General features: G+C 56.0%; 15 protein-coding genes. 7 read left to right on the top strand and 8 right to left on the bottom strand.

The window, feature by feature from the left end; genetic code table 11:
• Positions 1-19: 19 nt before the first annotated feature.
• From truC to syd, 3 genes are all read right to left on the bottom strand, one after another.
• Positions 20-793: a tRNA pseudouridine(65) synthase TruC gene (gene truC / locus LG383_RS01245; protein ID WP_225758148.1), complete on the bottom strand. Its 774-nt coding sequence runs from the start codon at positions 791-793 to the stop codon at positions 20-22.
• Entirely contained in the window at positions 790-1,116 is a 327-nt protein-coding gene (locus LG383_RS01240; protein ID WP_106994449.1) for a YqcC family protein, read from the bottom strand. Before LG383_RS01240 ends, truC begins: the two co-directional genes overlap by 4 nt.
• 632 nt (positions 1,117-1,748) lie before the next feature.
• Entirely contained in the window at positions 1,749-2,294 is a 546-nt protein-coding gene (gene syd, locus LG383_RS01235; RefSeq protein ID WP_225758147.1) for a SecY-interacting protein, read from the bottom strand.
• Between the two features lie 69 nt (positions 2,295-2,363).
• Between syd and queF the strand changes: the two genes are divergently transcribed.
• The 5 genes from queF to xni all read left to right on the top strand — a co-directional run bounded on the left by queF (position 2,364) and on the right by xni (position 8,818).
• Positions 2,364-3,206, top strand: a complete 843-nt coding sequence (queF, locus tag LG383_RS01230; protein ID WP_106994447.1) for an NADPH-dependent 7-cyano-7-deazaguanine reductase QueF — start codon at positions 2,364-2,366, stop codon at positions 3,204-3,206.
• A 116-nt stretch (positions 3,207-3,322) separates the two neighbouring features.
• On the top strand, positions 3,323-4,687 hold the full coding sequence (gene ppnN / locus LG383_RS01225; RefSeq protein ID WP_106994446.1) for a nucleotide 5'-monophosphate nucleosidase PpnN: 1,365 nt from the start codon (positions 3,323-3,325) through the stop codon (positions 4,685-4,687).
• Between the two features lie 541 nt (positions 4,688-5,228).
• Positions 5,229-6,518: an HAAAP family serine/threonine permease gene (locus tag LG383_RS01220; protein WP_166183789.1), complete on the top strand. Its 1,290-nt coding sequence runs from the start codon at positions 5,229-5,231 to the stop codon at positions 6,516-6,518.
• Positions 6,519-6,579: 61 nt separating this feature from the next.
• Positions 6,580-7,947, top strand: a complete 1,368-nt coding sequence (locus LG383_RS01215) for an L-serine ammonia-lyase (RefSeq protein ID WP_225758146.1) — start codon at positions 6,580-6,582, stop codon at positions 7,945-7,947.
• Between the two features lie 112 nt (positions 7,948-8,059).
• Positions 8,060-8,818, top strand: a complete 759-nt coding sequence (gene xni, locus LG383_RS01210; RefSeq protein WP_225758145.1) for a flap endonuclease Xni — start codon at positions 8,060-8,062, stop codon at positions 8,816-8,818.
• Between the two features lie 90 nt (positions 8,819-8,908).
• Here xni and rlmM read toward each other — a convergent pair whose 3' ends face one another.
• The 4 genes from rlmM to LG383_RS01190 form a co-directional block, all read right to left on the bottom strand.
• Complete coding sequence (gene rlmM, locus LG383_RS01205; RefSeq protein ID WP_106994442.1) at positions 8,909-10,009, bottom strand: 23S rRNA (cytidine(2498)-2'-O)-methyltransferase RlmM; 1,101 nt, start codon at positions 10,007-10,009, stop codon at positions 8,909-8,911.
• A complete protein-coding gene (locus tag LG383_RS01200) occupies positions 10,002-10,397 on the bottom strand; it encodes a DUF423 domain-containing protein (protein ID WP_039029918.1) in 396 nt (131 codons plus the stop codon). The genes rlmM and LG383_RS01200 overlap by 8 nt, the downstream gene beginning before the upstream one ends.
• A 45-nt stretch (positions 10,398-10,442) precedes the next feature.
• Positions 10,443-11,357, bottom strand: a complete 915-nt coding sequence (gene gcvA, locus LG383_RS01195) for a glycine cleavage system transcriptional regulator GcvA (protein WP_039029917.1) — start codon at positions 11,355-11,357, stop codon at positions 10,443-10,445.
• Between the two features lie 348 nt (positions 11,358-11,705).
• The gene (locus LG383_RS01190; RefSeq protein WP_106994441.1) at positions 11,706-11,933 is read right to left on the bottom strand and encodes a YgdI/YgdR family lipoprotein; all 228 of its coding nucleotides are present in this window, start codon (positions 11,931-11,933) and stop codon (positions 11,706-11,708) included.
• 193 nt (positions 11,934-12,126) lie between these two features.
• On the opposite strand from LG383_RS01190, the gene csdA reads away from it, so the two are divergent.
• Positions 12,127-13,335: a cysteine desulfurase CsdA gene (csdA, locus tag LG383_RS01185; protein ID WP_106994440.1), complete on the top strand. Its 1,209-nt coding sequence runs from the start codon at positions 12,127-12,129 to the stop codon at positions 13,333-13,335.
• Positions 13,332-13,772, top strand: coding sequence for a cysteine desulfurase sulfur acceptor subunit CsdE (csdE, locus tag LG383_RS01180; protein ID WP_166183799.1), 441 nt, complete (start codon positions 13,332-13,334; stop codon positions 13,770-13,772). Before csdA ends, csdE begins: the two co-directional genes overlap by 4 nt.
• Here the strand turns inward: csdE and tcdA are convergent.
• The gene (gene tcdA / locus LG383_RS01175) at positions 13,763-14,569 is read right to left on the bottom strand and encodes a tRNA cyclic N6-threonylcarbamoyladenosine(37) synthase TcdA (protein WP_225758144.1); all 807 of its coding nucleotides are present in this window, start codon (positions 14,567-14,569) and stop codon (positions 13,763-13,765) included. The two genes, csdE and tcdA, sit on opposite strands and share 10 nt — an antisense overlap.
• Positions 14,570-14,598: the final 29 nt, after the last annotated feature.

The following is a 14,598-nucleotide window of genomic DNA, read 5'->3' as shown; positions in this document are numbered from 1 at the left end:
ACTCCCTCAATGAATGCAATTAACGTTCATCCTGAACGTTGGCGGGTTCAAACTCAACCCTTTCATTTTCGGGGAGTTGCCCGCGCCAGCCAAAGTGTGACAGCGCCTGCATCCACACCGGATCAAGCCCGGCCCGGATGGTCAGCGGCTCACCGGTAAACGGATGCACCAGGTTCAGCTGGCTGGCGTGCAGCATCAGTCGGTTACAGCCAAAGTGTTCGGCGGCGCTGCGGTTCTGTTTCAGATCGCCATGCTTGCTGTCACCGATGATCGGATGACGCAGATGGGTAAGGTGGCGTCGCAGCTGGTGTTTACGCCCGGTTTTCGGCTCCAGCTCGACCAGGCTGTAGCGTGTGGTCGGAAATTTGCTGGTGGCGACAGGCATTTCGACAGTCGCCAGACCGCGATAGTCGGTTACCGCAGGCTGCGGCTCTTTATCATCCCGGGCATATTTGTCGGCGATTTTATCCAGCTCTTCGATCAGCGGATAATCGAGCGTCGCGGCGTCGGTCAGCCAGCCCCGGACAATCGCATGGTAACGTTTCTGGATCTGATGCTGCTCGAACTGCTGCGACAGACGTCGTCCGGCCTCGCTGGAGAGGCCCATCAACAATACGCCGGAAGTGGGTCTGTCGAGGCGGTGGACGGTAAAAACATGCAGACCAATCTGGTCACGCACGGTCTGCATCACCACCACTTTTTCATCGCGATCCAGCCAGCTCCGGTGCACCAGCCAGCCGGAGGGCTTATTGACCGCCACCAGCCACTCATCCTGATAGAGGATCTCAATCATGCTTCGTCGCCAAAGAGGGTGTCCAGCGCCAGCAGTGCCGCCAGTACTTCCTCCCGTGACGGATGAGCAGCGTCGAGCGCCATTTCATAGTAGGGGGCGACGGCAAAGTTTTGTGGCAGCGGATGTCCGCCCTCAATCAGGGCATGCATGCGAGGAATGAGCACCCATTGCAGCCACTCAAACGGCTCCAGGGTATCCATGCAGAAAGGTTGCGTGCTCTCAAACGCGTCAGGCTGCGGCGCCGTCTCCTGCCACAGTTGATGATCGCGCAATAAAGCTTCGATGGCGTGCAGCTGCGCGCGCACGTGGTCGTGATGCGTCATGAAAACCTCAACTGAAAATCTGAACGGCGGGCAGCATAGCAAAGACCACGCAGAAATAAAAAAAGGGAGCACTGTAAAAACAGTGCTCCCGGTTCGTTTCGCAGCAATCCAGCTACTTTTAGTGCTCCCTGCTCATCCGTGACAACTTTTCCTCTGACCCGGAGGTCTGGTCTTCCCTCGACCGCTGCATCTTGCGCACATCATCCTGATGTGACTGTTTCATCCTGAAACGTCCTGGTCTTCCTGACCCACCGGACATCCGTACCGGCTCTCATTCTCCTTCCTGGAGGTGTCCTTCACGCATCCTGCGTTATCCTTTTGCTTCTTCCTGAAGCCTTCCTTGTAACGCCTTCCTGACGTGTCCTGAGTTAAGAAACGCCATCATCCTGATGTTCGCTTCTCGTGTCGGCATCCTGTCGACGGGCATAGAATCCCCTATTCCGCTTCGTCTTACAAGGCACTGCGTAAGTCAAATTAAAGAGTTGTTGCAACTTATTACTATCAAGAACGCATTCAAAATGCTGATAATAAATGGATTTATTGAAAGAATATCAGGTTGAGTGCGTGCGATGTTACGGTGATCTCTTACAAGCTTTGTAAGAGATCTCTCACACACGCTGTAGTACGAAGGATTACACGACGGGATGAAGATTATTGAGGAAATCCGTAAGGGAAGCGGCCAGGATCTGGCGTTTTTGCGTGCCCAGCGTCTCTTTTACCACGTTCCCCGTAAGGTTGCAGACAGAGAGGATATCCATTTCGCTGTCCAGCGTGGCGATGAAGAGCGTTGGCGATAGCTTCAGGCGCTTCTGGGTCACAAGGTGCCCAATCAGGTTCTCCTGCACGCGCTGCAGATCGTCTTCACTCCAGGTTTGCAGCAGAGTCAGCATCTCGTTATCAAAGCGAGCGCACATATCCCCGGCAAACTGTGTGGTATAGAACGCGTGGACCGCAGGTTGTACCACAATGTCCATGGCGCGTTCAATGGCATTTACATTCTGCTCAGCGGTAAACGGCTGGGGCTGCCAGGTCACGGTATCCCCGGAAGAGGTGATAATACAGGGCGAGGGGACGCCATACAGCGCCTCGCTTTGAGGCCATGACGCGTTCTGTTCATGCCAGGCGTCACAGTAACGTGCCGTAAACGCGGTTAAGGCCGCTGCAGTCTCTTTATCCACCGGTTTCTCTCTTCATATAAGCCAGGATACACTCAGTCGCATAGTTTACCTGCAAAGTGACAATGAAACATGTCTTACGAAAATCATGATGCCTTATCGGGCTTAACCCTGGGCAAAACCACCGCCTACCGCGATATCTACGACGCCAGCCTGTTACAGGGCGTGCCGCGCAGTCTTAACCGCGATCCACTCGGGCTGAAAGCCGATAACCTGCCCTTCCACGGCGGCGATATCTGGACGCTGTATGAGCTCTCCTGGCTCAACGCCCGGGGTTTACCCCAGGTGGCGGTGGGTCACGTTGAGCTGGATTACACCAGCGTCAACCTGGTGGAGTCCAAAAGCTTTAAGCTCTACCTCAACAGCTTCAATCAGACCCGCTTTGACAGCTGGGACGCGGTGCAGCGCACGCTGGAACGTGACTTAAGCGCCTGCGCGCAGGGGAAAGTGACCGTCGCCCTCTACCGCATCGACGAGCTGGAAGGTCAGCCAATCGCCCACTTCCACGGGACCTGCATTGACGAGCAGGATATTGAGATCGACACCTACCAGTTTGATACCGCCTGGCTGGAAAATAGTGCCAGCGGCAACGTGGTGAAAGAAACGCTGGTCAGCCACCTGCTGAAATCCAACTGCCTTATCACTCACCAGCCTGACTGGGGTTCGGTTCAGATCCAGTATCGCGGCGCTAAAATCGATCGTGAGAAGCTCCTGCGCTACCTGGTCTCCTTCCGTAACCACAATGAGTTTCATGAGCAGTGCGTGGAGCGCATCTTCAACGACATTCTCCACTTCTGCCAGCCAGAAGCGCTGAGCGTCTACGCCCGCTATACCCGCCGTGGTGGGCTGGATATCAATCCGTGGCGCAGCAACACCGATTTTGTTCCGGCGATCGGTCGTTTAGTCCGTCAGTAAGATAAATAAATTCACAATATGCGCGGTCCGTTCCGCGCTTTGGGTTGTGAAAGGTCATAAGCCAGGGCTATTGTAATCAGCAGGGAAAGACGATAAACGTCCCGTAAGGAGCTCACTTGATTACACATATAAGCCCGCTTGGCTCAATGGATATGTTGTCGCAGCTGGAAGTGGACATGCTCAAGAGCACGGCCAGCAGCGATCTTTATCAACTGTTTCGCAACTGTTCACTTGCCGTTCTGAACTCCGGTAGCCTGACCGACAACAGCAAAGAGTTGCTGTCCCGCTTTGAAAGCTTTGATATTAACGTTCTGCGCCGTGAACGTGGCGTGAAGCTTGAGCTGATTAACCCGCCGGAAGATGCCTTTGTTGACGGGCGCATCATTCGCGCGCTGCAGGCCAACCTGTTTGCCGTCCTGCGCGATATCCTGTTTGTGAATGGCCAGATCAGTAACGCCGGTCGTTTCCAGCATCTGAACCTCGAAAGCTCGGCCCATATCACCAACCTGGTGTTCTCCATTCTGCGTAACGCCCGTGCCCTGCACGTGGGCGAAGCCCCGAGCATGGTGGTGTGCTGGGGGGGTCACTCCATTAACGAAACCGAATACCTCTACGCCCGTCGTGTCGGCACCCAGCTGGGGCTGCGCGAGCTGAACATCTGCACCGGCTGCGGTCCGGGGGCGATGGAAGCGCCGATGAAGGGCGCCGCGGTGGGGCATGCCCAGCAGCGCTACAAAGAGGGCCGTTTTATCGGCATGACCGAGCCGTCGATTATTGCCGCTGAGCCGCCGAATCCGCTGGTCAACGAACTGATCATCATGCCGGACATCGAGAAACGTCTTGAGGCGTTTGTCCGTATCGCGCACGGGATCATCATCTTCCCGGGCGGCGTGGGAACGGCAGAAGAGCTGCTCTATCTGCTGGGCATTCTGATGCATCCGGCTAACCAGGACCAGGTCCTGCCGCTGATCCTGACCGGGCCGAAAGAGAGTGCAGACTACTTCCGCGTGCTGGATGAGTTCATCGTCCATACCCTGGGCGAGGCGGCTCGCCGTCACTATCGCATCATCATCGATGACGCCGCCGAAGTGGCGCGCCTGATGAAAAAGGCGATGCCGCTGGTGAAAGAGAACCGTCGCGATACCGGGGATGCCTACAGCTTTAACTGGTCGATCCGCATTTCGCCGGATCTGCAGATCCCGTTTGAGCCGTCGCATGAAAACATGGCCAACCTGAAACTCTATCCCGATCAGCCGGTTGAAGTGCTGGCCGCCGATCTGCGTCGCGCCTTCTCGGGCATCGTGGCGGGTAACGTGAAGGAGGTGGGTATCCAGGCCATCGAAGAGTTTGGGCCGTATAAAATTCATGGCGACCGCGACATGATGCGCCGCATGGACGATCTGCTGCAGGGCTTCGTCGCCCAGCACCGTATGAAGCTTCCAGGCTCTGCCTATATCCCCTGTTACGAGATCTCAGCGTAACGCCTTGCCCGGCGCGCATGCCGGGCCCCCTATCCCGCCGGGAATGGCCTTTCGCCTCCCGGCTTTTTTATTGCCTTCAGCGACATGGCCTGGCCTGCAATATCACTATTACTTATCTTTTTGCTATTTCATAACGCAACGCAAACGATTACGTTCCTGGCCAGAGCGTGATTTATCAGCCGCAAATGCCATAAAGCACGAAAAAATCCTCTAAACCGACACTTTTACAGCGTAAGGCTCCTATCTTACTGGGGGATCTATCTCGCCACATATCGTTAATGGTAGCCTTCGCGCCCAGAAATTCGTCATGCTGTTTTATTAGCAGATAAATGGTCTAAAGATACCCACATCATAAGTGGATTATCGCATTTGAGATCGGGATCACTGATAGATCCATTACTAAAATGTATCTTTCCGCCCGCCGATAGTTACGGAGAAAAATTATATAAAAACCGTCACTGAGCGAATTTCATATTACGATTAGCCCTTTTTGCACTGAATTTGACCAGAAACCTGACATTAGCTACTCCTGGAGACACAGATGGAAACCACTCAAACCAGCACCGTTGCTTCGATTGAAACCCGAAGTGGATGGCGTAAAACAGATACCATGTGGATGCTTGGCCTGTACGGCACAGCAATCGGCGCTGGTGTTCTTTTCCTTCCTATTAACGCAGGTGTGGGCGGCTTAATTCCGCTGATCATCATGGCGATCATTGCCTTCCCGATGACCTACTTTGCACACCGCGGCCTGACCCGTTTTGTGCTTTCTGGTAAAAACCCGGGCGAAGACATCACCGAAGTTGTTGAAGAACATTTCGGTATTGGCGCTGGTAAACTGATTACCCTGCTCTACTTCTTTGCGATCTACCCAATCCTGTTGGTTTATAGCGTGGCTATCACCAACACCGTGGACAGCTTCATGACTCATCAGCTGGGCATGACCCCGCCGCCGCGCGCCATTCTGTCGCTGATCCTGATCGTCGGCATGATGACCATCGTGCGCTTCGGTGAGCAGATGATTGTGAAGGCGATGAGCGTGCTGGTGTTCCCGTTCGTTATCGCTCTGATGGTGCTGGCCTGCTACCTGATCCCACAGTGGAACGGTGCGGCGCTGGAAACCCTCTCCCTGAGCAGCGCATCTGCTACCGGCAACGGCCTGTGGATGACCCTGTGGCTGGCCATTCCGGTCATGGTCTTCTCCTTCAACCACTCCCCGATTATCTCCTCCTTCGCCGTGGCGAAGCGTGAAGAGTACGGTCAGGGTGCCGAGAAGAAGTGTTCCAGCATCCTGGCTCGCGCTCACGTCATGATGGTGCTGACCGTAATGTTCTTCGTCTTCAGCTGCGTACTGAGCCTCGCGCCAGCGGATCTGGCGGCAGCGAAAGAGCAGAACATCTCTATCCTCTCTTACCTGGCGAACCACTTTAACGCCCCGGTCATTGCCTGGATGGCGCCAATCATCGCCATTATCGCGATTACCAAATCCTTCCTCGGCCACTACCTGGGCGCACGTGAAGGCTTTAACGGCATGGTGATTAAATCGCTGCGCGGTAAAGGCAAGAGCATTGAAATCAACAAGCTGAATAAGATCACTGCGCTGTTCATGCTGCTGACCACCTGGGCGGTTGCCACCATGAACCCGAGCATCCTTGGGATGATCGAAACCCTGGGCGGCCCGATTATCGCGATGATCCTGTTCCTGATGCCGATGTACGCGATTCAGAAAGTGCCAGCGATGCGTAAATACAGCGGCCAGATCAGCAACGTCTTCGTTGTGATTATGGGTCTGATTGCTATCTCCGCTATCTTCTTCTCGCTGTTCGCTTAATTCCTCCCGCGCCGTCTTCGGACGGCGCACTCTTCTCCCAAGACGTAGCAACGGACGCATCATGATTAGCGTTTTCGATATTTTCAAAATTGGTATTGGTCCATCCAGCTCGCACACCGTCGGGCCGATGAAAGCCGGTAAACAGTTCACGGACGATCTTATTGCGCGCGGAATGCTGCACGACACGACCCGCGTGGTGGTGGATGTTTACGGCTCCCTGTCGCTGACCGGCAAAGGTCACCATACCGATATCGCCATTATTATGGGCCTGGCGGGCAACCTGCCGGATAGCGTTGATATTGACGCCATCCCGGCCTTTATCCAGGACGTTAACACCCACAGCCGGTTGCTGCTGGCGAAGGGTGAACACGAAGTTGAGTTCCCGGTTGATCGCTGCATGAATTTCCATGCCGACAACCTGTCGCTGCACGAAAATGGTATGCGGATCACTGCCCTGTCAGGCGACAAGGCGATTTACAGCCAAACCTATTACTCCATCGGCGGCGGTTTTATCGTCGACGAAGATCATTTTGGCCAGAGCGATAGCGCGCCTGTGGCGGTTCCTTATCCGTACAAATCGGCGGCCGATCTGCAGCGCCATTGCCAGGAGAGCGGTCTGTCACTCTCCGGCCTGATGATGCAAAACGAGCTGGCATTGCACAGCAAAGCGGAGCTGGAACAGCACTTTGCCAACGTCTGGGAAGTGATGCGTGGCGGTATTGAACGCGGTATTACTACCGAGGGCGTTCTGCCGGGCAAACTGCGCGTTCCGCGTCGGGCTGCCGCCCTGCGCCGCATGCTGGTGAGCAGTGACAAAACCACCAGCGACCCGATGGCGGTGGTGGACTGGATCAACATGTTCGCACTGGCGGTGAACGAAGAGAATGCCGCGGGTGGCCGCGTGGTTACCGCCCCGACCAACGGTGCCTGCGGTATCGTTCCGGCGGTGCTGGCTTATTACGACAAGTTCATCCGCGAAGTGAATGCTAACTCGCTGGCCCGCTATCTGCTGGTCACCAGCGCCATTGGCTCGCTGTACAAGATGAACGCCTCCATCTCCGGCGCGGAAGTGGGCTGCCAGGGTGAAGTGGGCGTGGCCTGCTCAATGGCGGCGGCGGGACTGGCGGAGCTGCTGGGCGGAAGCCCGACGCAGGTCTGTATTGCCGCAGAGATCGGGATGGAGCACAACCTCGGTCTGACCTGCGATCCGGTTGCCGGTCAGGTGCAGGTGCCGTGCATCGAGCGTAACGCGATTGCTTCCGTGAAGGCGGTCAACGCCGCGCGTATGGCGCTGCGCCGTACCAGCGAGCCGCGCGTCTGCCTCGATAAAGTGATCGAAACCATGTATGAGACCGGGAAAGACATGAACGCCAAATACCGCGAAACCTCTCGCGGCGGTCTGGCGATGAAGATTGTCACCTGCGATTAAGTCCAAAAAGGAGCCTCGTTTTGCGAGGCTCCTTCCCGAACGCCCCGCCACACGTAGTTTCCCCCCGCCGACAGTGTTACCCTTATTTGACTGAACAGAAGGGAGAAAATCTGTGGCCGTTCATTTGCTTATTGTCGACGCGCTCAACCTTATCCGGCGCATCCACGCGGTTCAGGGTACGCCCTGCAAGGATACCTGCCTGCATGCGCTGGAGCAGCTTATCCGCCACAGCCAGCCCAGCCACGTGGTCGCCGTGTTTGACGATGAAGCCCGTAACAGCGGCTGGCGGCATCAGCGCCTGCCGGATTACAAGGCCGGCCGCGCGCCCATGCCGGACGACCTGCACGCCGAAATGCCCGCCATCCGCGCCGCCTTTGAACAGCGCGGGGTTCCCTGCTGGGGCGCCGAGGGCAACGAAGCTGACGATCTGGCCGCCACCCTGGCGGTAAAAGTCGCCAGCGCCGGGCATCAGGCCACCATTGTCTCGACGGACAAGGGCTACTGTCAGCTGCTCTCCCCCACTATTCGCATCCGTGACTATTTCCAGAAACGCTGGCTGGATGCTCCCTTTATTGCCAGTGAGTTTGGTGTCTCGCCGCAGCAGCTACCGGATTACTGGGGTCTGGCGGGGATCAGCAGCTCAAAGGTGCCGGGTGTGGCAGGCATTGGCCCGAAAAGCGCGGCCCAGCTGCTAACCGATTTTCAGGATCTGGAGGGGATTTACACCCGCCTGGATGAGGTGCCAGAGAAGTGGCGCAAAAAGCTGGAAGCGCATAAAGAGATGGCATTTATTTGCCGGGACGTGGCGCGGTTACAGACCGATTTACAGTTAGACGGGAATTTGCAGCAGCTACGGTTAGATCGAGTGTGAGTTTATGCCCGGTGGCGCGATGCTTACCGGGCCTACGGACGAGGGTTGTTGTAGGCCCGGTAAGCGTAGCGCCACCGGGCGTTACAAAGGTTATCTCTCGTCGCGACGCCCACCGACGGCAGCCCACCAGCGGCGGATATGCACGGTGACTTCTTCACGATCGTGGTACAGCTGGCGCGCCTGAATCACCACGTTAATGCCGTGTTCATCCATCTGCGCCTGAATGTAGGCCAGGTTCTGAGAGACTTCCTCATAGCGCTTTTTCATCGGCAGCTTGAGGTTAAAAATGGTCTCACGACACCAGCCGTTCACCAGCCAGGAGGCCATCAGGGCCGCCACTTTCGCCGGCTTCTCTACCATGTCGCACACCATCCAGGAGATGTTGTTGCGGGTTGGACGATAGCGGAAACCATCTTCACGCAGCCAGGTCACCTGCCCGGTATCCATCAGGCTTTGCGCCATCGGGCCGTTGTCGACAGAGGAAACCCACATGTTGCGCTTCACCAGCTGATAGGTCCAGCCGCCCGGACAGGCACCGAGATCGACCGCATACATGCCGTTTGCCAGGCGTTCGTCCCACTCATCAGCGGGAATAAAGACGTGAAACGCCTCTTCAAGCTTCAGCGTTGAGCGGCTTGGGGCATCAGCCGGGAACCGCAGACGGGGGATGCCCATAAAGAACGGCGAGTTATTGGTGGTGTAGGAATAACCGGTATAGCAGCAGCCTGGGGCGATAAAGAAGATGTGGACCACGGGACGTTTTGGTGTCTCGTAGTTAGTTAACACGCCCGCCTCACGCAGTGCCGCGCGCAGCGGCACGGTGAACTTACGGCAGAACTTCATCAGCTCTTTGCTTTCGTTGGTGTCCGCAACTTCAACGCGCAGATCGCCACCCTTCTCCACCACGCCCTGCAGCATGCCAACAATTGGCGAAATGCGATCTTCAGGCGGCAGATCTTTCAGCAGTTCACCCGCAACAAACATCTGACGGGCAAAAATCAGCGAACTGAACGGCAAGTCGCGAACCAGTTTTTCCGCGTCATCAGCCTGATAGCACTCGAAAACAACATAGCCCGAATTCTCTTTCACGCGGGCAAAACCAAACACCTCGCGCTTCGCGGCTTTATCAGTGATCTCCGCGGCACACTCTTTTTCAAAGCCCGGGCGACAATATAAGACAACTTTATTCATGAACAACGCCCTTGCGTTTCAGACGGAACGAACCGATTAACATTAATACCCACCCGACCAGGAAGCTGACGCCGCCGACCGGGGTAACAAACGCCCACAGGCGTAAATGCGACAGCGCCAGGCAGTACAGGCTACCGCTGAACAGCACGGTACCCAGAGCCATAAATACGCTGCTCCAGTAAAACCAGATACTGATACGGCGTTGCATCGCCACGGCTAATCCGAAGATCGCCAGGGTGTGAAACGCCTGATATTCCAGACCGGTGTGGATCCAACCCATCTCCACCACACCCAGTGATTTGCGTAAGACATGTGCGCCAAAAGCGCCCAGGGCAACAAAAATAAAGCCACTCACCGCGGCAAAAATCAGCATAAAACGGCTGGTCATGTTTCTGTCCTGAAGTTATGCGCGTCCTGCGCGCAAAAGAGAGTGTTACTCGTACCGAAAGCGGAATTTTTCTTGCTCGTTGGCCGCCTTTGCCAGGATCCACTGGCGAAACGCGGCTATTTTACCCAGTTCTGCCTGACTGTCATGACAAACCAGATAAAAAGCATTCTTACTGACCAGAACATCATTAAAGGGGCAGACCAGGCGGCCGGCCTCAATTTCGGACTGCGCCATGACGTTGTTTGCCAACGCCACGCCCTGTCCGTGGATGGCAGCCTGTAACACCATCGCACTGTGGCTGAAGATGGGGCCCTGCTGCACATTAATATGGTTAAGACCAAGCTGGCGGGTATAAGTTTGCCAGTCGCGGCGAGAAGCATCATGCAAAAGCGTATGCTGCGCCAGATTCTCCGGTGCTTTTAACGCTTTTTCGCCTGTTAAGAGTAGTGGTGAGCAGACCGGCAGCAAATACTCCGCGTACAATTTTTCGACACGCAGGCCTGGCCAGTTGCCGCGACCATAGAAAATTGCCACGTCGACATCGTCCGCCAGCTTGTCTTCCTGACGGTCGACAGCCTGGATTCGGACATCAATCCCCGGATAAGCTGAGTTAAAGCTTGAGAGTCTCGGCACCAGCCACTGAATGGCAAAACTGGGCAATAAACTGACAGTCAGTGCCCCTTTGGCACTGCGCGCCTGCAGCTTACGGGTCGCCTCCGTCAACTGGGAGAAGATCTCTTTAATATCCTGAAAATAGCTCTGCCCCTCTTCCGTCAGAAGCAGGGAACGGTTGCGGCGGCGGAACAGCTTGAGGCCCAGAAAATCCTCAAGGGACTTGATTTGATGACTTACTGCGGCCTGCGTCACAAAAAGCTCATCGGCCGCGCGCGTGAAACTTAAATGGCGGGCGGCAGCGTCAAATACACGTAATGCATTAAGAGGTGGTAATCGCTTGGACATGGTTATCTGGCTTAGATGTTAACGGCTTTTAACAAACAGGAAACAACGTTTAACCTATTAGTTTTTTTTATCTGAGCCATTATAAATTGTCCGTTGAGGAACTACCAGCAAATACCTATAGTGGCGGCACTTCCTGAGCCGGAACGAAAAGTTTTTTTGGAATGCGTGTTCTGAAAGGCTTTTGGCTTACGGTTGTGATGTTGTGTTGTTGTGTTTGCAATTGGTCTGCGATTCAGACCCCGGTAGCAACGCTACCAATTTTTCACTTCCTGTACATTTACCCTGTCTGTCCATAGTGATTAATGTAGCACCGCCCAATTGCGGTGCTTTTTTTTGTCTGCAATTCCGTTAGTGATCCAGCTCAACCATCTCTTTCACATCACCACGGTTGATTTGCTGTTTGTTCCCGTTAGCATCCTTATACGAGATCATACCGGTGTCATTATCGGTTTGTGGCTTACCGTCGGACACGATTGAACGGCCATCATTGGTATGCATAACGTAGTTATTACCGGAACAAGCGCTCAGGGCGAAAGTCAGCATACAGGCAGAAACAATTGCGACAGTCTTTTTCATCTTTTATCTCCTTTAGCAATTAATGCTATCTAAACCATGTTTCAGAACAGGCTAAAACATCTTCCTGACACTATTTCAGCATAACCTGCTTCGTCTGTTACGCCAGGATAAACAGACAAATCCGATAGAGATCAACCTCCTTGCCCTGCCGCTGAATTTGCGCGACGATCTCTTCATGATAAAGAGGAATTCCATGAACGCATTCAGCCCTGCCCATTTTCGCGCGCAGTTTCCGGCGCTGGCCGATGCCGGTGTCTATCTAGATAGCGCCGCGACGGCCCTCAAGCCTCAGGCGGTGATCGATGCCACCCACCAGTTTTACAGCCTGAGCGCAGGCAATGTGCATCGCAGCCAGTACGCCGAGGCACAACGCTTAACCGCGCGCTATGAAGCGGCCCGCGATCAGGTTGCGCAGCTGCTTAATGCCGAAAGCGGTAAAAACATTGTCTGGACCCGCGGCACCACCGAAGCCATCAACATGGTGGCCCAGTGCTATGCCCGCCCACGCCTGCAGCCGGGGGACGAGATCATCGTCAGCGAGGCGGAGCATCATGCCAATCTGGTGCCGTGGCTGATGGTGGCTGAACAGACCGGCGCACGGGTAGTGAAGTTACCCCTGGGCGCGGATTGGGTGGCGGATATCGCCCGCCTGCCCGATGTGATCACTCCTCGCAGCCGTATTCTCGCGCTGGGGCAGATGTCCAACGTCACCGGCGGCTGTCCGGATCTGGCCCGGGCTATTGAGATCGCCCATGCCAACGACATGGTGGTGATGGTCGATGGCGCGCAGGGAGTGGTGCACTTCCCGGCAGACGTACAGCAGCTGGATATCGATTTCTATGCCTTCTCCGGGCATAAGCTGTACGGGCCAACCGGGATCGGCGCGCTGTACGGCAAAGCGGAGCTGCTGGAGCAGATGACCCCGTGGCTCGGCGGCGGCAAGATGATCACCGAAGTGAGCTTTGATGGCTTCCAAACCCAGGCGGTGCCGTATCGCCTGGAGGCCGGGACGCCCAACGTCGCCGGAGTAATTGGCCTGAGCGCGGCGCTGGAGTGGCTGGCGGATATCGATCTGCAGCAGGCAGAGAGCTGGAGTCGTGGGCTGGCAACGCTGGCGGAAGAAGCGCTGAAAAAACGCCCCGGTTTTCGCTCTTTCCGGGTTCAGGATTCAAGCCTGCTGGCGTTTGATTTTGCCGGGGTGCATCACAGCGACATGGTGACGCTGCTGGCGGGATACGGCATTGCCCTGCGCGCCGGTCAGCACTGCGCCCAGCCGCTGCTAGCAGCGCTGGGCGTTCCGGGTACCCTGCGCGTCTCGTTTGCACCCTATAACACCCAAAGCGATGTCGAGGCCCTGGTTGCCGCCGTCGATCGCGCCCTTGCCTTACTGGTGGATGAATGACAAGCCCAACTCTGGCCGGACACCCGTTCGGCACCGTCATCACTGACGAGACGTTAAAACAGACCTTCGCCCCGCTGAGCCAGTGGGAAGACAAATATCGCCAGCTGATCCTGCTGGGCAAACAGCTCCCCGCCCTGTCCGATGAGCTGAAAGCACAGGCAAAAGAGATCCCCGGCTGTGAGAACCGCGTCTGGCTTGGGGTCACGCCCGTGGGGGATAAACTGCATTTTTATGGCGACAGCGAAGGCCGCATTGTGCGCGGATTGCTGGCGGTATTGCTGACGGCAATAGAGGGAAAAAGCGCCGCGCAGATCCTCAGTGAAAGCCCGCTGGCGCTGTTTGATGAGCTGGGGTTACGTGGCCAGCTGAGCGCCTCGCGCAGCCAGGGGCTGACTGCGCTAAGTGAGGCGGTGCTGGAGGCGGCGCGTCAGGCCTGACGTTCTGCCTTCGCCATCATCTTTTTCAGGGCGTGAGACACGGCGATAAAACCAAAGGTCGCGGTCACCATGGTGGCCGCCCCAAATCCGGAGGCACAGTCCATCCGTTTTGGCCCTTCCGCGGTGCTCTTCATGGCGCAGACTGAGCCGTCCGCCTGGGGGTAAACCAGCGCTTCCGTGGAGAAGACGCAGTCTATGCCCAGCTTGCCTTTGCTGTTTTTCACCACCCCAAAATCGCTTTTCAGTCGCTCGCGCAGCTTGGCGGCCAGCGGATCCTGAATGGTTTTCGCCAGGTCGGTGACCTGAATTTGCGTCGGGTCGATCTGTCCGCCTGCCCCACCGGTGGTTATCAGCGGCACTTTATTGCGACGACACCAGGCGATCAGCGCTGCTTTCGGGCGCACGCTGTCGATGGCGTCAATCACGTAGCTGTAACCCGCCCCCATATACTGGGCGACGTTATCGGCCGTTACGAAATCATCAATCACGGTGACACGGCATTCCGGGTTGATCTGGCGAATACGATCCGCCATTACCTCGGATTTTGCCAGCCCGACGCTGTCGCGCAGGGCGTGGATCTGCCGGTTGGTGTTGGTCACGCAGACATCATCCATGTCGATAAGCGTAATGGCGCCGATCCCGGTTCGTGCCAGCGCTTCCGCCGCCCATGAGCCAACGCCGCCAATCCCGACCACGCAGACGTGCGCATCGGCAAACAGTTGCAGGGCTTTTTCACCATATAAACGCGCGGTGCCACCAAAACGCTGGCGCCAGGCTTCGCTCATTACCACAGACATAGGACCTCAGATGTAAAAAGGGTGAGAGT

Origin of the sequence: Leclercia sp. Marseille-Q4284, assembly GCF_916618945.1 — a bacterium.
Classification (GTDB): Bacteria; Pseudomonadota; Gammaproteobacteria; order Enterobacterales; family Enterobacteriaceae; genus Enterobacter; species Enterobacter tamurae.
The sequence above is the reverse complement of the archived record's forward strand: the minus strand, read 5'-3'. Positions and strand labels throughout refer to the sequence as shown.

Bases quoted from the DNA above. Each gene is read 5' to 3' on its own strand.
- truC (WP_225758148.1), bottom strand. From the start codon at position 793: ATGATTGAGATCCTCTATCAGGATGAGTGGCTGGTGGCGGTCAATAAG.
- LG383_RS01240 (WP_106994449.1), bottom strand. From the start codon at position 1,116: ATGACGCATCACGACCACGTGCGCGCGCAGCTGCACGCCATCGAAGCT.
- rlmM (WP_106994442.1), bottom strand. From the start codon at position 10,009: ATGAATAAAGTTGTCTTATATTGTCGCCCGGGCTTTGAAAAAGAGTGT.
- tcdA (WP_225758144.1), bottom strand. From the start codon at position 14,569: ATGTCTGTGGTAATGAGCGAAGCCTGGCGCCAGCGTTTTGGTGGCACC.
- LG383_RS01200 (WP_039029918.1), bottom strand. From the start codon at position 10,397: ATGACCAGCCGTTTTATGCTGATTTTTGCCGCGGTGAGTGGCTTTATT.
- csdE (WP_166183799.1), top strand. From the start codon at position 13,332: ATGACAAGCCCAACTCTGGCCGGACACCCGTTCGGCACCGTCATCACT.
- csdA (WP_106994440.1), top strand. From the start codon at position 12,127: ATGAACGCATTCAGCCCTGCCCATTTTCGCGCGCAGTTTCCGGCGCTG.
- LG383_RS01215 (WP_225758146.1), top strand. From the start codon at position 6,580: ATGATTAGCGTTTTCGATATTTTCAAAATTGGTATTGGTCCATCCAGC.
- gcvA (WP_039029917.1), bottom strand. From the start codon at position 11,357: ATGTCCAAGCGATTACCACCTCTTAATGCATTACGTGTATTTGACGCT.
- queF (WP_106994447.1), top strand. From the start codon at position 2,364: ATGTCTTACGAAAATCATGATGCCTTATCGGGCTTAACCCTGGGCAAA.
- LG383_RS01220 (WP_166183789.1), top strand. From the start codon at position 5,229: ATGGAAACCACTCAAACCAGCACCGTTGCTTCGATTGAAACCCGAAGT.
- LG383_RS01190 (WP_106994441.1), bottom strand. From the start codon at position 11,933: ATGAAAAAGACTGTCGCAATTGTTTCTGCCTGTATGCTGACTTTCGCC.